Origin of the sequence: Bradyrhizobium sp. CSA112 (assembly GCF_029051645.1) — a bacterium.
Taxonomy (GTDB): Bacteria; Pseudomonadota; Alphaproteobacteria; order Rhizobiales; family Xanthobacteraceae; genus Bradyrhizobium.
This window is the reverse complement of record NZ_JAACFS010000011.1, coordinates 101,105-119,474: the sequence shown is the minus strand read 5'-3', so window position 1 is coordinate 119,474 and position 18,370 is coordinate 101,105. Positions and strand designations below refer to the sequence as shown.

At 63.8% G+C, this 18,370-nt stretch carries 13 protein-coding genes; 8 read left to right on the top strand and 5 right to left on the bottom strand.

Annotated elements, in window-relative coordinates; translation table 11 throughout:
- Positions 1–11: 11 nt before the first annotated feature.
- The 4 genes from GWE18_RS20125 (at position 12) to GWE18_RS20110 (ending at position 5,614) form a co-directional block, all read left to right on the top strand.
- Positions 12–2,651, top strand: coding sequence for a UvrD-helicase domain-containing protein (locus tag GWE18_RS20125; protein ID WP_275187438.1), 2,640 nt, complete (start codon positions 12–14; stop codon positions 2,649–2,651).
- A 140-nt stretch (positions 2,652–2,791) separates the two neighbouring features.
- Positions 2,792–3,715, top strand: a complete 924-nt coding sequence (locus tag GWE18_RS20120; protein WP_275187520.1) for an ABC transporter ATP-binding protein — start codon at positions 2,792–2,794, stop codon at positions 3,713–3,715.
- Positions 3,712–4,473: an ABC transporter permease gene (locus GWE18_RS20115; protein ID WP_275187437.1), complete on the top strand. Its 762-nt coding sequence runs from the start codon at positions 3,712–3,714 to the stop codon at positions 4,471–4,473. The genes GWE18_RS20120 and GWE18_RS20115 overlap by 4 nt, the downstream gene beginning before the upstream one ends.
- A 349-nt stretch (positions 4,474–4,822) precedes the next feature.
- Positions 4,823–5,614: a L,D-transpeptidase family protein gene (locus tag GWE18_RS20110; RefSeq protein ID WP_275187436.1), complete on the top strand. Its 792-nt coding sequence runs from the start codon at positions 4,823–4,825 to the stop codon at positions 5,612–5,614.
- A 43-nt stretch (positions 5,615–5,657) separates the two neighbouring features.
- On the opposite strand, the gene GWE18_RS20105 is transcribed toward GWE18_RS20110, so the two are convergent.
- From GWE18_RS20105 to GWE18_RS20095, 3 genes are all read right to left on the bottom strand, one after another.
- The gene (locus GWE18_RS20105) at positions 5,658–6,116 is read right to left on the bottom strand and encodes a DUF6691 family protein (protein WP_275187435.1); all 459 of its coding nucleotides are present in this window, start codon (positions 6,114–6,116) and stop codon (positions 5,658–5,660) included.
- Between the two features lie 3 nt (positions 6,117–6,119).
- Positions 6,120–6,545, bottom strand: coding sequence for a YeeE/YedE family protein (locus tag GWE18_RS20100; protein WP_275187434.1), 426 nt, complete (start codon positions 6,543–6,545; stop codon positions 6,120–6,122).
- Between the two features lie 63 nt (positions 6,546–6,608).
- A complete protein-coding gene (locus GWE18_RS20095; protein WP_275187433.1) occupies positions 6,609–8,894 on the bottom strand; it encodes a fused MFS/spermidine synthase in 2,286 nt (761 codons plus the stop codon).
- 274 nt (positions 8,895–9,168) lie between these two features.
- On the opposite strand from GWE18_RS20095, the gene GWE18_RS20090 reads away from it, so the two are divergent.
- Together GWE18_RS20090 and GWE18_RS20085 are read left to right on the top strand one after the other, a co-directional pair.
- Entirely contained in the window at positions 9,169–10,770 is a 1,602-nt protein-coding gene (locus GWE18_RS20090) for an NAD(P)/FAD-dependent oxidoreductase (protein ID WP_275187432.1), read from the top strand.
- Positions 10,771–11,262: 492 nt separating this feature from the next.
- Positions 11,263–12,153 (top strand): 50S ribosomal protein L11 methyltransferase, encoded by an 891-nt coding sequence (locus GWE18_RS20085; protein ID WP_275187431.1) that lies wholly within the window; start codon positions 11,263–11,265, stop codon positions 12,151–12,153.
- 4 nt (positions 12,154–12,157) lie between these two features.
- On the opposite strand, the gene GWE18_RS20080 is transcribed toward GWE18_RS20085, so the two are convergent.
- Positions 12,158–12,346, bottom strand: a complete 189-nt coding sequence (locus GWE18_RS20080; protein ID WP_275187430.1) for a hypothetical protein — start codon at positions 12,344–12,346, stop codon at positions 12,158–12,160.
- A 190-nt stretch (positions 12,347–12,536) separates the two neighbouring features.
- On the opposite strand from GWE18_RS20080, the gene GWE18_RS20075 reads away from it, so the two are divergent.
- Positions 12,537–14,372, top strand: a complete 1,836-nt coding sequence (locus GWE18_RS20075) for an aminopeptidase P family protein (protein WP_275187429.1) — start codon at positions 12,537–12,539, stop codon at positions 14,370–14,372.
- Positions 14,373–14,719: 347 nt separating this feature from the next.
- Positions 14,720–16,000 carry a multidrug effflux MFS transporter gene (locus GWE18_RS20070; protein WP_275187428.1) on the top strand — a complete coding sequence of 427 codons (1,281 nt, stop codon included), beginning with the start codon at positions 14,720–14,722 and terminating at the stop codon, positions 15,998–16,000.
- 217 nt (positions 16,001–16,217) lie between these two features.
- Here GWE18_RS20070 and ligA read toward each other — a convergent pair whose 3' ends face one another.
- A complete protein-coding gene (gene ligA / locus GWE18_RS20065) occupies positions 16,218–18,368 on the bottom strand; it encodes an NAD-dependent DNA ligase LigA (protein ID WP_275187427.1) in 2,151 nt (716 codons plus the stop codon).
- Positions 18,369–18,370: the final 2 nt, after the last annotated feature.

The window sequence follows — 18,370 nt, the reverse complement described above, 5'->3', positions numbered from 1 at the left end:
ACGATTCGAGAATGACCGAGCCGAACAAACTGCCCCATCGCGGCGTCCCCGAGCACCAGCCTGCGGCTGGCGGCATCGCCGCGCGTGCGCGGGCCGCGGCCGGTCCGCAATATCTCAACGGGCTCAATCCGGAGCAGCGCGAGGCGGTCGAGACGCTGGATGGGCCGGTTCTGGTGCTGGCCGGCGCCGGCACCGGCAAGACCCGCGTGCTGACCACGCGCATCGCCCACATCCTGAGCCAGAGCCGCGCCCGGCCGCATGAAATCCTATCGGTGACGTTCACCAACAAGGCGGCGCGCGAGATGAAGCTGCGGCTTGGCCAGATGCTCGGCCAGGCCGTGGAGGGCATGCCGTGGCTCGGCACCTTTCACTCGATCGGCGGACGCATCCTGCGCTTCCATGCCGAGCTGGTGCAGCTCAAATCCAATTTCACCGTGCTCGATGTCGACGATCAGGTGCGGCTCTTGAAGCAATTGCTGCAGGCCGAGAGCATCGACGACAAGCGCTGGCCGGCGCGCATGCTGGCCGGGTTGATCGACGGCTGGAAGAACCGCGGCCTGGCACCCAGCCAGGTACCGTCAGGCGAAGCCGCGATGTTCGGCAACGGCAAGGGCGGCAAGCTGTACGCCAGCTACCAGGAGCGGCTGAAGATTCTCAACGCCGCCGATTTCGGCGATCTGCTGCTGGAGAACATCCGGCTGTTTCGTGAAAACCCCGATGTGCTGCGGCAGTACCAGAGCCGGTTCAAGTTCATTCTGGTCGACGAATATCAGGACACCAACGTCGCTCAGTATCTCTGGCTGCGACTGCTGTCGCAGGCACCGTCGCGGCCGGGCGTTCCGCTCTCGGCGATCATCCCGGGGCACACCGACACTCCCGTCATTCCGGGGCACGCCGAAGGCGTGAACTCCGATGTGCAATCGCACATCGAAGAATCTAGAAGTAAAGAGGACTCAGCTCCAGATTCCGGGTCTGCGCTTTCAGCGCATCCCGGAATGACGCCGTCCCAATCACAGACGCCGCCAAAAAACATCTGCTGCGTCGGCGACGACGACCAGTCGATCTATGGCTGGCGCGGCGCCGAGGTCGACAACATCCTGCGCTTCGAGCACGATTTTCCCGGCGCGAAGGTCATCCGCCTCGAGCGCAATTACCGCTCCACCGGCCATATCCTCGCCGCTGCATCACATCTGATCGCGCACAATGAAGGCCGGCTCGGCAAGACGCTGCGCACCGAGGATGTCGACGGCGAAAAGGTCACCGTAACAGGCTCCTGGGATTCGGAAGAGGAAGCCCGCGCCATCGGCGAGGAGATCGAGGAGCTGCAGCGCGCGGGCGAGAACCTCAACGAGGTCGCGATCTTGGTGCGGGCCTCGTTCCAGATGCGCGAGTTCGAAGATCGCTTTGTCACGCTCGGCCTGCCCTACCGCGTCATCGGCGGTCCGCGGTTCTATGAGCGCGCCGAAATCCGCGATGCGCTGGCTTATTTGCGCGTGATCAATTCGCCGGCCGACGATCTCGCCTTCGAGCGCATCGTCAATGTCCCGAAGCGCGGGCTTGGCGACGCCACCGTGCAGTTGCTGCACGACCACGCCCGCAAGCGGCGCATCCCGCTATTCGAGGCCGCCCGCGCCGTGGTCGAAACCGACGAATTGAAGCCGAAGGCGCGCGGAAGCTTGCGCGACCTCATCCTGCAATTCGACCGCTGGCGCGCCCAGCGCGAGGTGACCGCGCACACCGAGCTCGCCGAAATCGTCCTCGACGAGAGCGGCTATACCGAGATGTGGCAGAAGGACCGCTCGGCCGATGCCGCGGGCCGGCTGGACAACCTCAAGGAACTGGTGCGCTCGATGGAAGAGTTCGAGAACCTGCAAGGGTTCCTCGAACATATCTCGCTGGTGATGGACCGCGACGGCGGCGCCGAGGACGAAGCGGTGTCGCTGATGACGTTGCACTCGGCCAAGGGATTGGAGTTCGACAACGTGTTCCTGCCGGGCTGGGAGGAAGGCCTGTTTCCGAGCCAGCGCACGCTCGACGAACAGGGCCGCGCCGGCCTCGAAGAAGAGCGGCGGCTGGCCCATGTCGGCCTGACACGCGCGCGCCGCCGCGCAAAGCTCTATTTCGCCACCAACCGCCGCATTCACGGCACGTGGTCGACCACGATCCCGTCGCGCTTCCTCGACGAACTGCCGCCGGCCAATGTCGAGATCACGGAATCCAAGGGCGGCTCCGGCTGGGGCGGCGCCGGCGGCTACGGCCCGTCGCGCTTCGACAATGTCGAATCCTTCGGCTCCAGCTACGCCACGCCGGGCTGGCAGCGCGCGCAGGCCAACCGCAACCGCGGCCAGGCTGGCCGCAGCGGACAGGCGCGCAGCGGTTTTGAAGAAGGTCAATCGTCATTTTCAGGCTCGCGCAGCGATGCCTTCTCAGGCGGCGGCTTTTCGCGCAACAAGCGTGGCCCGCTGGTGATCGAAGGCGAGCTGGTGGCAAAATCCACCGGCACCGTTTCGGAATTCTCGCTGGATGATCGCGTGTTTCACCAGAAATTCGGCTACGGCCATGTGGTGAAAATCGACGGCAACAAGCTGACGATCGCGTTCGAAAAGGCCGGCGAGAAGAAGGTGGTCGATAGTTTCGTGGAGCGGGTGTAGGAGCGATAATTTTTCCCCATGCGATTGCATAAGTAGCACAGCGTTCCTATCTCCCGGTTCCCACCCCTCCCCCGCGTCGATCCGGCCGAAAGCGCCGCTGTGTCGTCGCCCATATCCGTTTTCAGACTGCCATGCTCGCGATGCCCCCCATCATATCCGTCTCAAATCTTTCAAAGACCTACGGCTCCGGCTTCAAGGCGCTGAACAACATCAATCTGGACATCAAACGCGGCGAGATTTTTGCGCTGCTCGGGCCGAACGGCGCCGGCAAGACCACGTTGATCAGCATCATCTGCGGCATCGCCAATCTGAGCGAGGGCAACGTTATGGTGGGCGGCCATGACATCAACCGGGATTATCGCGCCGCGCGCTCGCTGATCGGGCTGGTGCCGCAGGAACTGCACACCGACTCCTTTGAGACCGTATGGGCGACCGTCAGCTTCAGCCGCGGCCTGTTCGGCAAGCCGAAGAATCCCGCGCACATCGAAAAAGTGCTGAAGGACCTGTCGCTGTGGGACAAGAAGGATTCCAAGATCATCACGCTGTCCGGCGGCATGAAGCGCCGCGTGATGATTGCGAAGGCGCTGTCGCACGAGCCGCAGATCCTGTTCCTCGACGAGCCGACCGCGGGCGTCGATGTCGAATTGCGCAAGGGCATGTGGGATGTGGTGCGCGGGCTGCAGGCCTCCGGCGTCACCATCATCCTGACCACGCATTACATTCAGGAAGCTGAGGAGATGGCCGACCGCATCGGCGTCATCAACAAAGGCGAGATCATCCTGGTAGAGGACAAGGCCGGGCTGATGCACAAGCTCGGCAAGAAGGAATTGAAAGTACATCTGCAAGGCAGGATCGACGCGATCCCCGCCTCGCTCGCCGCCTACAATCTCGAACTGTCCGACGACGGCCACGCAGTGATCTACGACTACGATACCAAGGGCGACCGCACCGGCATCACCAGCCTGCTCAACGATCTCCGCAATGCCGGCATTCGCATCTCGGACCTCGATACCCGCCAGTCTTCCCTGGAAGACATCTTCGTCAGCCTGGTGAGGGCGCCATGAATTACCGTGCGATCCGCGCCATCTATCTGTTCGAAATGGCCCGCACCTGGCGCACGCTGCTGCAGAGCATTGTTTCGCCGGTGGTCTCCACCTCGCTCTATTTCGTGGTGTTCGGGGCCGCGATCGGCTCCCGCATCACCGAGGTCGAGGGCGTCAGCTACGGCACGTTCATCGTGCCCGGGCTGGTGATGCTGTCGGTCTTGACGCAGAGCATCGCCAACGCCTCGTTCGGCATCTACTTCCCGAAATTCGTCGGCACCATCTACGAAATCCTGTCGGCACCGGTTTCCTATATCGAGATCGTGATCGGCTATGTCGGCGCAGCCGCGACCAAATCCATCATCCTCGGGCTGATCATCATGGCGACCGCAGCGCTGTTCGTGCCGCTGCATATCCATCACCCCTGGTGGATGCTGACCTTCCTGGTGCTGACGGCGGTGACCTTCAGCCTGTTCGGCTTCATCATCGGCATCTGGGCCGACGGGTTCGAAAAGCTGCAGATGATCCCGATGCTGATCGTGACGCCGCTGACCTTCCTCGGCGGCAGCTTCTACTCGGTGAACATGCTGCCGTCGGGCTGGCGCACCGTCACGCTGCTCAATCCGGTAGTGTATCTGATTTCGGGCTTCCGATGGAGCTTCTACGAGATCGCCGACGTCAGCGTGGCCTTGAGCCTCGGCATGACGCTCGGCTTCCTCGCCATCTGCATGGCCCTGGTGTGGTGGATTTTTCGGACCGGTTACCGTCTGAAGAACTGACGCGCAGCCTCATTCCGGGGCGCGCAGCGAACTAGGATGTGCAATTGCACATCCGAGAATCTCGAGATTCCCCGATGCGCAATTGCGCATCTGAGGTCTGGTCCTAACGGACCATCCCGGAATGACGGCCCAATCGATAACGCTCCCAACTCACATCCGACGAGAACACCGCTCGCGAAAAAGTCAGCGTCACAGCAGCCCCGCGCCGTCCTGCTGCCTTGTTTGCGCCGCGGGGGGCGTTAACGATTGCAAGTGCAGGCCACTGGAACCAGTAGCGGTTTCCGGGCATAGTGATGCCGGGGACGGAGAGCCGGCGTTTTAGTACAGAGGCCTGGAGGCCAAAGGTAAAATGCGTTCCTTCCTCATTGCCGTCGCCGCCCTGACGCTGTTTGCCGCGGGCCCCGCCCAAGCCAAAGTCGCCATCACTGTGGATAAGGACAATCAGCAGATGACCGTCGCCGTCGACGGCGTCGAGCAGTACCGGTGGCCGGTATCGTCGGGCCTTCCCTCCTACGAAACGCCGAACGGCAGCTTCCGCGCCTTCCGGATGGAGGAAGACCACTATTCCAAGGAGTTCGACGAGGCGCCGATGCCGCACTCGATCTTCTTCACCAAGATCGGCCACGCCATTCACGGCACGGATTCCGTCAACCGCCTTGGCAGCCCGGCCTCGCATGGCTGCGTGCGGCTGTCGCGCGACAATGCCGCGAAGCTCTATGCGCTGGTCAAGGAGCAAGGCGTTCTCAACACCACGGTAACGCTGACCGGCTCGTCCCAGGTCGCGCTGGCGCGCAATCCGCGGCCGCGCGGCAACACCGCCGTCGCGCGCCGCGCGCCGCTGCCACAGTATGAGCAGCAATATGGCGCTGCCGGCGATCCCGTCGTAATCACGCCGCAACAGCAGCGCGTCGCGCCGCAGGCCCGGGCCGACGACGGCTACATCTATCCCGCCGATGGTACGTCGAACGAAGCGCGCTATCCGGCGCCGCCGAGCCGCCGCGTCTACGACACCCAAGCCTATCAGCAGCAACAGCCGCAGCAATATTACGACAACCGCGGCTACGCGCCGGCGCCGCAGGGCTATTACCAGCAGCCGCGCCCGTATTATCAGCAGCGCGGGCTGTCTACCTACCAGGATTAGCCGGCGACTTCATCGTGGTCGCAGGACGTCCGCTGCCGGCATCTCAGCCGTCCGTCGCACGCGCCAGCAGGGGCTCGCGTTGCGCCGTCAGCCGCGACTGTTGCCAGGCATCGTGAGCTATCATGCCGGCGGCCATCGCAACGACGAAGACGATGACGCCGGGAGACAGTGTCGCCAGGCTCTCCAGAGCCGGCCCTGGGCATAGTCCGACAAGGCCCCATCCAATTCCGAACAGCGCGGCGCCCGTAACCAGCGGCGAATCGATCCCCGACTTGCCCGGCCAGAAATATTGCCCGGCAAGCCACGGCCGCGAACGGCGACCCGCCAGCATGAAGCCCGGCACCGACACCGCGAGCGCCGCAGCCATCACCACCGCGAGGCTCGGATCCCACGCGCCGAAGATGTCCAGAAAACCTAAGACCTTGGTCGGCTGCACCATGCCTGAAATCAGCAGGCCCGCGCCGAAGATCAGGCCGCACAACAGCGGAGCGATGATCCACATGGCTTAACCTCCCAACACATGACGCGTGATCGCGACGGTGATGATCGCCATCACCATGAAAACGATGGTGGCGGCGATCGACCGCGGAGACAGCCGCCCTATGCCGCAGATACCGTGACCGGAGGTGCAGCCGCCGCCGAGCCGCGTTCCGAATCCGACCAGCAGGCCCGCCACGACAATAACAGCCCAGTTCGACGGCAGCTTGGGTTGCTCCATCCCGTAACCGATCAGGCCAGCGAGGATAGGCGCCAGAATGAGCCCGCCGACGAAGGCGATACGCCAGCCCTTGTCCTCGCCGCGCAAATTCAATAGCCCGCTGAAGATACCGCTGATCCCGGCGATCCGGCCGGTCGACAACATCAACAGGACGGCGGAAAGCCCGATCAGGGCGCCGCCGATCGCGGCCGATACGGGAGTGAAATTGGCCATCGTCGCTCCATCGGTTCAGGGCAGACCATGATCATAGGCCGACCCTGCCCGGCTGCAACTCGCTTACTCCTCGCCTTTTCTAAACCGCCGCCATACCGCGCCCAGCACGTTGGAATAATCGTCGGTCCAGACCCGCTGGTTTTCCCTGGCTTCCGTCAGCGCCCATTGCTCCGACGATGCCAGCTTGCCGACGTCAGTCTCTTCCCTCGCCGAGACCACGACCGAGGTCGAGAAGATGTATTCGCTGTCGCGCCCGGAATCCTCGCTGTAGACCCAGCTCTTCAAGTCGTTGGCGTCGGCGATGCCGACGACGACGCTCGACAGCTCCAGATGCCGGTTGGAGACGTGCATCACGACCGCCCCCTGCGGCGCCAGCTTGGACTTGTAGATTTCCATGGCTTCTTCGGTCGCCAAGTGAACCGGGATCGCATCCGACGAATAGGCGTCGACGATGATCAGGTCATAGACGCCGTCGGGCTCACGCGCGAAGGTGAGCCGCGCATCGCCGATCACGGGCTGCATGTTCGGCTCGCAGACCTGGATATAGGTAAAATATTTCGGGTCGCGCGCGGTATCGACCATCGTCTGGTCGATCTCGAAGTATTTCCATTCCTCGCCGGGCTCCGAGGCGCAGGCCAGCGTGCCGGAGCCGAGCCCGATTACGGCCACGCGCAGCGGCGCGCCCTTGCGTTCCCGGATAGCCCTGATCGCCTGGCCGATGCCGCCGTCCCTGTAGTAGTAGGTGATCGGCTCCGGCTGGCCGGTGACCGGCGTGCCGTCGTCGTTCTTGAATTTCTCGGCGCCATGGATCGTGGTGCCGTGCATCAGCACGTGATACTGGCCGTTCGGCGTGACCACGATCTTGTGGACGCCGAAGAAGCTGCGCACCGTCTCCACGCGCCCCTCGTCGGGGGGATACATCCGGATCAGCACCAGCGCCAACGTCACCACGGCGGTCAGCTTCCAGCGATCCGCCTTGAGCAGGATCGCCAATATCATCGAGAGGACCGCAACTGCGCCTACCACGTAGACTCGATTGGTATCCAGCCATGTGAAAATTTTGCCGCTGCTGTAGGACGGCGCGATCAGCGCCACCGCAGCGATGGCCAGCAGGGGCCAGAACCAGCGGGTCCATTGCGGCCACCGCTCGTCGGCCGGCGGCCGGCACAGCACCGCCAGCGCCACCAGGATCGGATATTCCGCGACCCAGGAGAACGTGAACGGCGCGATTAGCCCCGTGAACAGTCCGCCGATCATGCCGCCGAACGACAGCGCGACATAGAAACCAGTGAGATATTTCGCGGCGGGGCGGGTGCGCGCCAACTCGCCATGACAGGCCATCGCAATGACGAAGAAGCAAAGCTGGTGGCCGCCGAGTGTCAGCAACAGGTTCTGCTCGCCGCCTATCGCCAACAGCAGGATCACCCCCATGATCGCCAACGGTTGCAGCATCAGCATGAACTTGTGCGGCAACAGCGGGCGTGACTGGAACACCAGCACCCAGGTCAGGAGATAGAGCGACAGCGGCAGCACCCACAATAGCGGCGCTGCGGCGACGTCGGTGGAAATATGGGCTGTTACTGCGATAAGCAGCCCCGACGGCACGGCCGCGAGGAATATCCAGCGGGCGCGCAAGATCCATGACGGCGCCGGCACCTCGCGATCGTCGGGCGCCAAGTTCAGTTCCGCCGCCTTCGCCGGCGAGCGCAGCAGCAACACGCCGCAGGTTGCGATCAGCACGATCAAGAGGCCATAACAGCCGGCCCAGATCAGGTTTTGGGTGCGCAGCGTGAACATCGGCTCCAACAGAACCGGGTAGGACAACAACGCCAGGAAGCTGCCGATATTCGAGGAAGCGTAGAGGAAGTACGGGTCAGGGCCGTTGGGGTGGCCGGTACGGACGAACCAGGCCTGCAGCAGCGGATTGTTGGCGGCGAGTGCGAAGAACGGCAGCCCAATCGACACTGCAAACAGACCGAGCAGCCAGAGCGCATAGCCTGAAGTCGGCGGATCGCCCCACCCGCTCGCGATCGACAGCGGCAACGTCAGCATCGCAACTGCGAGCAGCGCCAGATGTATCGCCACGGGAAGCGTACGATTGCGGAGCTGCATCAGAAAATGAGCATAGGCATAGCCGCCGAGCAGCAGCGACTGGAAGAACACCATCGCCACCGACCAAACCGCCGGCGAGCCGCCGAGCCGCGGCAGCACCATCTTGGTGAACAATGGCTGCACCGAAAATAGCAGCAGCGCGCTGACGAAGATCGCGGCGGTGTAGACGACCAGGACCAGCCGGTTCCGACTTTCGGAAGGTTGGTCCGCTGAAACGGACATATCGGTAGAAGTCATCAAAACTCCGGCTGGAAACCGGCGGGTGCCGGTGGCGGGATCCCCGGCAGGGCCGCCGGAGGGGCGCAATGGAGCATAGGGCGACACGGCGAGCAATGCGGGATAAGAAGTGTCGTTCCGGGGCGATGCGCAGCATCGAACCCCAATCTGCAATTGCACATTGTGGAATCTCGAGATTCCCCGGGGTGCAATTGCACCCCTGAGGTCTGGTCCTTCGGACCATCCCGGAATGACGGATCCACACTAATCAAACCTTCTTGAAGTTGAAGCTGGCATGAACGAGACGGACGTCATCATCATCGGTGCGGGGCATAACGGCCTCACCTGCGCGGCCTATCTCGCGATGGCCGGACTGCGCGTAAAGGTGGTCGAGCGCCGCAAGGTGATCGGCGGCGCCGCCGTGACCGAGGAATTCCATCCCGGCTTCCGCAATTCGGTGGCCGCCTACACCGTCAGCCTGCTCAACCCGCAGATCATTGCCGACCTGAAGCTCGCCGAACACGGCCTGCGCATTGTCGAACGCCGCGCACAGAATTTTCTGCCCGCGCCTGACGGCAGCTATCTCCTGACCGGCGAGGGCCGCACCCGGCAGTCGGTTGAAAAACTCAGCCAGCGCGATGCCGGCGCGATCGATACTTTCTCGCGCGAGCTGGAGGCTATCGCCGACGTGCTGCGGCAATTCGTGCTGCGCGCGCCGCCGAACATCGTCGAGGGGTTCGGCATCGGCGCGATCCGCGAAGCCTTCAACGCGCTGGGCAGCGCCAGCATCCTGCGCAAGCTTTCGCTGGAGCAGCAGCGCAGTCTGCTCGACCTGTTCACACGCTCGGCCGGCGAGATGCTCGACGAGCGTTTCGAGAACGACTTGGTGAAGGCGCTGTTCGGTTTCGATGCCATCGTCGGCAATTACGCCAGCCCCTACGCGGCCGGCTCCGCCTATGTGATGCTGCACCACGCGTTCGGCGAGGTGAACGGCAAGAAGGGCGTATGGGGCCACGCGATCGGCGGCATGGGCGCGATCACGCAGGCGATGGCGCGCTCAGCGCGCGGGCACGGCGCCGAGATCGAAACGGAAGCCGGCGTCCGCGAAGTGATCGTCGAGGGCGGGCGCACGGCGGGTGTCGTCCTCGACAATGGCGAGACCGTCCGCGCGAAATACGTCGTCTCCGGCGTCAATCCGAAATTGCTGTATACGCGGCTCGTGCCGCCGGGCGCGCTGGCGCCCGAATTCCTCGAACGCATCTCGCGCTGGCGCAACGGTTCCGGCACCTTCCGGATGAATGTCGCGCTGAACGCCCTGCCTTCCTTTACCGCGTTGCCCGGCGCCGGCGACCATCTGACCGCCGGCATCATCCTTGCGCCCAGCCTCGACTACATGGACCGCGCCTGGCAGGACGCGCGTGCCCATGGCTGGAGCCGCGAGCCGGTGGTCGAAGTGCTGATCCCCTCGACGCTCGACTCCTCGCTCGCGCCGGAGGGCCGGCATGTCGCGAGCCTGTTCTGCCAGCATGTCGCGCCGGAATTGCCGGACGGAAAATCATGGGACGACCATCGCGAAGAGGTCGCCGACCTCATGATAGCGACGGTGGATAAATTCGCGCCCGGCTTTGCGGCAAGCGTGATCGGCCGCCAGGTGCTGTCGCCGCTCGACCTCGAGCGGCAATTCGGCCTGCTCGGCGGCGACATCTTTCATGGCGCCCTGACGCTCAACCAATTGTTCTCGGCGCGGCCAATGCTGGGCCATGCCGATTATCGTGGTCCCCTGAAGGGCCTCTATCATTGCGGCTCAGGGGCCCACCCCGGCGGCGGCGTCACCGGCGCCCCCGGCCACAACGCCGCGCGGACCATCCTCGGCGATCACCGCGCGCTGTTCGGATAGGCTGATGGAACGCGCAAGGCGCAACGCCGGGATCGGCGTCGCATCTTAGTGGAGGGAACTATCTGGGGATGCGGCAATCGCAGGTATACGGAGCCGCTCACGCATGCGGCTGGATGGGGACAAGGTGTGTAAACCCGGTGGATAATGACCGGAGAAGCCTGTGGATTGGCTGTCGAAAAATCACCGCGGCGGCTGTGGAAACCTGCCGCGGCGGCTGTGGAAACCTTGCCACCGCGCCTGTGGAAAGCATCGGTATGCTTCCGCGGATAACGGGCTGGCAACCTCCACGCCCGCCTGTGGATAAGCGGTGGAGATGGCGCGCGCCAACTCCAGCCCAAAAATGACGGGACCGGCTTGCGCGCCCGGGCCCCCGAAATGGGCGGTTACTTCAGCGAAGTGCTGATGATATCGAAGTTCGTGCTGAGTTTGGTGCCGAGACCGTTCACGGCGGTGCCATCCCTCGCGCCATTTCCCGTTTCTCCAGGTCTTTCAATGACTTCCATCGCCCCTACGCACTGCGTCAGTTTTGCAATCGGTAACGAGCACACCGCCAAGGGCGTCGTCGATGCCCTGACCGAAAATTTCTTTGAAGGCCAGGCCGCGATCGCCGCGTTCGAACGGCCGGATGGCCGATGGGACGTCACGGCGCATTTTGCCGAGCCGCCCGATCAGGCCCTGGTCCGCGAACTCGTGACCAATGCGGCCGGTACGGAAGTCGCAGAGGGCATCGCCTTCGACACCGTCGAGGCCAAGGATTGGGTCAAGGCCAGCCTCGAAGACCTCGTCCCCGTGCCAGCCGGGCGCTTCGTGGTCCACGGCCAGCATGATCGCGAAAGGATCGCGGCCAACAAGATTGGCATCGAAATCGAGGCGGCGCTCGCATTCGGCACCGGCCACCACGGCACCACACGCGGCTGCCTGCTGCTGCTCGATCATGTCCTGAAAGCCTGGCGTCCCCGCCGCGTGCTCGATCTCGGCACCGGCACCGGCGTGCTGGCGATCGCCGCAGCCAGGGCGCTTCATGAAAAGGTGCTGGCAAGCGATATCGATCCGCCCTCGGTACAGGTCGCCCGCGAAAATGCGCGGCTGAACGTGGCGGGACATCTGGTGCAGGCGGTCCGCGCCACCGGCTTCTCGGCCCCGCAATTCGCGAAAGCCGCGCCGTTCGACCTTGTGCTGGCGAATATTCTCGCCAATCCATTGCGGCAACTGGCAGCGCCAATGAGGCAGCATCTGGCGCCATCGGCGCTGGTCATTCTGTCGGGCTTGCTGACGCATCAGGCGCCCGGCGTCATCGCCGCCTATCGCGACCGCGGCCTGGTGCCGGTGCGGCACATTCGCATCGAAGGCTGGAGCAGCCTCCTGCTGCGCAAGGTGAATTGAAACTCTAATCGCGTGGTCTGCGCCGATTGCGGGCGATCACACCCTTTTCTCGCTTCAAGGACCGCTTGACGCGCGCTTCCGCAAGCCGGTCGAGGATCTGCACGACCACGCCGCGCTGCTTCTTGTTGGCGACCGGCGCGATGGGGCCGCCGTCAACCGGCGGCGAAATTTTCTCAAATGTGAAAGCAGGCATGGTGTATCCCCTCTTCGTTGAGTTGAAACACTCCTGGAGCCTCCCGGTATCTTGAGCAGAACAGCCTGCATCGCAGAACCGTTTCGTCCGACTAGCGCGGACGGATATATTGGAGCACGGATTATGCCAAATTGTGGCGATGTCGGCCTGCATTGCGGACCTCTCCGCCCACATCTAAAGTGACGACGCGATGTTCGAAGCCCATTTCCAGACATTCGAAGAACCCGAAAGCGGCGTGGCACTGACCGCACGGCTGGCCCTCTTCCGGGAGGAACTGGCGCGGCGGAAACTGACGGGATTCGTGATTCCCCGCGCGGACCAGCAGCAAAACGAGTATGTCCCGGCCTCCGAAGAGCGGCTGGCCTGGCTCACCGGTTTCACCGGTTCGGCCGGCATGGCGATCGTATTGACGCGCGAGGCCGCCGTTTTCGTCGACGGCCGCTACACGCTGCAGGCCGCCAAGCAGGTCGACCGCAAGGCTTGGCACATCGAGCCGCTGGCCGATCCGCCGCCGGAACACTGGCTGACCAAGCATCTTGCGGCCGGCGACCGCCTCGGTTTTGACCCGTGGCTGCACACTTCGGCGGCAGCCGAGCGGCTGGCCGCCGCCTGCGCCAAGGCCGGCGCCGAATTGATCGCGGTGGACAGCAACCCGCTGGATTCGGTGTGGCATGAGCGCCCGGCCCCGCCGCTCGGCCCCGTCGCCGTTCATGGCCCGCAATTTTCCGGCGAGATCGAAGCCGAAAAACTCAAGCGGATCCGGCTGGAGATCAGCAAGCTCGGCGTCGATGCGCTGGTGCTCTCGGACAGCCACGCCGTGGCATGGACCTTCAACATCCGCGGCACCGACGTCTCGCATACGCCGCTGCCGTTGTCCTATGCGCTGGTGCCGAAGGACGGCCGCCCCACCATATTCATCGATCACCGCAAGCTTTCCAACCTGACGCGCGACCATCTCGAACAATCCGCCGATGTCCGGGAGCCCGACACGCTGGTGCCCACACTGACGGAACTCGCGCGCGGCGGCGGCGAAATCGCCCTCGACAGCGCTACCGCAGCGGACGCCCTGAGCCGCCTGATCACGGCAGCCGGCGGAAAACCGGTGCGCGGCAACGACCCGGTAAGCCTGCTCAAGGCGGTAAAGAACAGCACGGAGATCGAGGGCACGCGGACGGCGCACCAGCGCGATGCCGTGGCGCTGACGCGCTTCCTCGCCTGGATCGACCGGGAGGCGCCTTCGGGCGCGCTGACGGAGATCGACACCGTCGAGGCGCTGGAAACGTTCCGGCGTCAGACCTGCGCACTCAAGGATGTTTCCTTTCCCACCATCGCCGGCACCGGCCCGAACGGCGCCATCGTTCATTACCGCGTCACCCGCAAGAGCAACCGGCGCATCGTGCCGGGCGACCTCCTGCTGATCGATTCGGGGGCGCAGTATGAGGACGGCACCACCGACGTCACCCGCACCATTGCGATCGGCACGCCCACCGACGAAATGCGCGACCGCTTCACCCGCGTGCTGCGCGGGCATATCGCGATTGCGCGCGCGGTGTTTCCCGACGGCACCACCGGTGCGCAACTCGATTCCTTTGCGCGCCAATTCCTGTGGCAGGCCGGGCTCGATTTCGAGCACGGCACCGGCCACGGCGTCGGCAGCTATCTCTCGGTGCACGAAGGCCCGGCGCGAATTTCAAAAATCGGCACCACGCCATTGAAGCGCGGCATGATCCTTTCCAACGAGCCCGGCTATTACAAGACCGACGCCTATGGCATCCGGATCGAGAACCTCGAACTCGTCATCGGCACCGACGTCGCCGGCGCCGAGAAGCCGGTTAGCGCGTTCGAGACGCTGACGCTGGCGCCGATCGACCGCCGCCTGATCGACGTGAATATGCTGAGCGCGACAGAGCTGAAATGGCTGAACGACTACCATGAGCGCGTTAGTCGCGCCGTGCGCCCGCATCTCGACGACAACGCCACGAAACTGTGGCTGGATGAGGCAACGGCAGCGATGCTGCCGCTTTAATCACTGCTGCCTCATGCGGCCATGGGATGGGTGGAGCGCAGCGATACCCATCAATGCCGGTGCGCGTGGTGAGACGATGGGCATCGCTGCACTCCACCCGTCCTACTTTCCACCAGTCGCCCCGCCGACGGCGGAGGATCCGGTACGCCGTGGCCCGCCCCGCTACGGCGATACGGCGTGGGCGCCGGGCACAAAAACCGCGAAAACAACCCCATGCAAAGTAGACTCCGGCGGTCCAGCCTCCTACCCGCCTCCCCAATTCAGCATGGCCGCATGCCAAAACATCCCTGTTCGCGCTGAGCCATCTGGTTAAGAGTCCGATCCAAGCAAAACAGGGTCGGAACTGAATGCACGGCGTCGTGGGCAAGCCGCCCGGCGCGACGGACAATCATGCCGTCGTGACATCGAAAATCATGCTGCTGATGCTGGTCGCGATGACCGGCGTCGCGCCGATCTCGCTCTACATGCTGGTACCGGCGCTGCCCGTGCTGGCGACGACCTTTGGCGGCGACATTTCGGTCGCGCAGATGACGGTGTCGCTCTACATGGTCGGCATCGCCTGCTCGCAGCTCATCATGGGACCGCTGTCGGACAAATTCGGCCGCCGCCCGGTGCTGCTGGCAGGCCTCGCCCTGATGGTGGCCGCCAGCATCGGCTGTTCGATGGCGCAGACGCTGCCGCAACTCATCGCGGCGCGGTTCCTGCAGGCGCTCGGCGGCGCCACCGGCATGGTGGTGAGCCGCGCCATCATCCGCGATCTCTACAGCCGCCACCGCATCAGCTCCATGATCAGCCTCGTCATCGCTGTCATGATGATGGCGCAGATGCTGAGCGCGCTCGTCGGCGGCCTCCTCGAGACTGCGTTCGGCTGGCGTGCGATCTTCTATTTCATCACGGCCGCTTCCCTCAGCGTCGCTGTCCTGATCACGATTGCGCTGCCCGAGACCCGCCGTGAGCGCAGCGAAGACGGCAGCTTCCGCGGCGATCTCGGCAACCTGCTCCGAAGTCGCGCTTTCATCGGCTATGTGCTGTGCCAGGTGCTGGCTTCGCAGATCATCTTCGCGTTCGCCGGCGGCGGGCCTTACATCGTGGTGACGCAGATGGGCCGCACCACCGCCGAATACGGCGCATGGTTCGCAGCGACGGGATTTGCCTACCTCATCGGCAACGTGTTCTGCGTCCGCTTCGCGCCGCGCCATTCGCTGGAAAAGCTGATCTGGTTCGGGCTGGCGCTGCAATTCGCCGGTGCCCTGCTGAACCTGGCCTTCAGCATTGCCGGGACCAACCAGGCGCCGGCCTGGCTGTTCGGCACCCAGATGATCGTCATGATCGCCAACGCCTTCGTGATGAACAATGCCGCGGCCGGCGCCATCAGCGTGAGGCCCGAGGCCGCCGGCACCGCCTCCGGCGCGATGGGCTTTCTGCAGCAGGGCATCGGCGCGCTGGTCTCGCAATTCGGCGCCTATCTCGGCGGCCACTCCACCACCACGCTGCCGTTGACAGCGGCCATCTTCGCGCTCTCGATCGCGTGCGCGTCGGCGATGTTCTTTCTGGTGCCGCGGCGGGGCGTCGTGGTGAGCGAGGAATTGGTAAAAAAGGCGGAGGAGGAAGAACAGGGGATGTTGTAGGCCCCGTCATTCCGGGGCGGCTCGAAGAGCCGAACCCGGAATCTCGAGATTCCGGGTCTGGTCCTTCGGACCATCCCGGAATGACAGCGCCTAATACAATCGCACGGTGCGTCGCCCGTCATTGCGAGCGAAGCGAAACAATCCATAGCGCCACGAGCTGAGTCATGGATTGCTTCGTCCGCTTCGCTCCTCGCAATGACGGAGCGCGTAGCGCCCCTCACTCCCCAATCAGCTTCAACCACTCATCTTCCGTCAGCACCGGCACGCCATGTTTCTTGGCTTCCGCGAGCTTCGATCCCGCCCCCGGCCCAGCGACAACGTAGTCCGTCTTCTTCGACACCGAACCGGCTGCCTTGGCGCCCAGCCTCTCGGCCGTCGCCTTCGCTTCATCCCGCGTCATCTTTTCCAGCGAGCCGGTAAACACCACGGTCTTGCCCGCGACCGCCGAAGTGCTCTTGGGCTTTTCGGCGTCAACGATCTCGTTGAGCTCCTTGACCAGCCGCTCGACGATGCCGCGGTTATGGTTTTCGCCGAAATAGGCGGCGACGCTCTTGATCACGGTGTCGCCGATCTGGTCGAGCGCATCCATCTCGGCGATGGTGTCTTCGTCGCCCTTGGCGATCCTGAGACAGGCATCGTGAAAGGCGTCCCACGAACCATAACCGCGCGCCAGCGCCAGCGCGGTGGTCTCGCCGACATGGCGCATGCCAAGCGCGTAGATGAAGCGCTCCAGAGCTATCCTCCGGCGGTTCTCGATAGCGGCGAACAGATTTTGCACCGACGTTTTGCCATAGCCCTCGATCTCTTCGAGCTTCAGCTTGGCGTTACGTTTCGGCAGCGTGAAGATATCAGCGGGCTCCCGCACCCATTCGCGGTCGAAGAAGTACTGGAGCTGCTTCTCACCGAGCCCGTCGATATCGAACGCCCGGCGCGACACGAACAGCTTCAGATGCTCGATCTTCTGGAACGGACAGGCGAACTCGCCGGTGCAGCGGGCGCGCGAGCCTTCCTCGCCTGTCGCCGTCTCCTCGCGCACGACGTCGGTGTGCAGCGGACACGGGCATTTCTTCGGGAACTGAAATTCCTTCGCACTCTTCGGCCGCTTGTCGATCACGACATCGACGACCTGCGGAATCACGTCGCCGGCACGCTGGATCACGACGGTGTCGCCGATCCTGATGTCGCGCCCCTCGCGCAACTGCTCGCCCTTGTTGCCGATGCCCTTGATGTAGTCCTCGTTGTGCAGCGTGACGTTCTGCACGATCACGCCGCCGACGCCGACCGGCTCGAGCTTGCCGACCGGCGTAAACGAACCGGTGCGCCCGACCTGGATCTCGATGTCCTTGAGCACCGTCATGGCGCGCTCGGCCGGGAATTTGTGCGCGATGGCCCAGCGCGGTGTGCGCGAGACGAAGCCGAGCCGCTCCTGCCAGTCGATGCGGTCGATCTTGTAGACGACGCCATCGATGTCATAGTCGAGTTCGCCGCGCTGCTCCTCGATCTCGTGATGAAACGCGATCAAGTGCTCGACGGAGTGACAGAGTTTTGTCAGCGGGTTGGTCTTGAAGCCGCAGCGCTCGAACCAGTGGATCATGCCGGTCTGCGTGTTTTCCGGCATCGCGCTCATCTGCCCCCAGGAATAGGCGAAGAAGCCGAGCGGGCGCGAAGCGGTAATGGAAGGATCTTTCTGGCGCAGCGAACCCGCGGCGGAGTTTCGCGGATTGGCGAAGATGGTATCGCCCGCGGCCTTCTGGCGCTCGTTCAGCGCGAGAAACGCCTTCTTGGTCATGTAGACCTCGCCGCGCACCTCGCAGACATCAGGCACGTTGCGGCCTTTCAGCTTCTGCGGCACATCTTCCAGCGTGCGGATGTTGGCGGTGACGTCCTCGCCTACGGCGCCGTCCCCGCGGGTCGCCGCCGTTACAAGCTCGCCACCCTCATAGCGCAGCGACATCGACAACCCGTCGATCTTCGGCTCGGCGGAAAAATTGATCTTGTCGTCGCTAAGCTTGAGAAAGCGCTCGATGCGGCCGATGAAGTCGAGCACGTCCTGCTCCGCGAACGCGTTGTCGAGCGACAACATCGGCACCGCATGCCGGACCTTTTTAAAGCGTCCCGATGGCGCCGCGCCGACCTTCTGCGACGGCGATTCCGACGTGACAAATTCGGGAAATCGCTTCTCGATGGCGCTAAAGCGCTGCCGCAGCGCGTCATATTCGGCATCGCTGATGCTGGGCGCGTCTTCCTGATAATAGCGCTTGTCGTGGCCTTCGAGCTCCAGCGCCAGCCGCATGTGCTCGACCTTGGCCTGCGCCTTGGTGAGCTTGGCAACGTCGGTGGGGGCTTTCGTCTTGGATTTTGCTATCATGC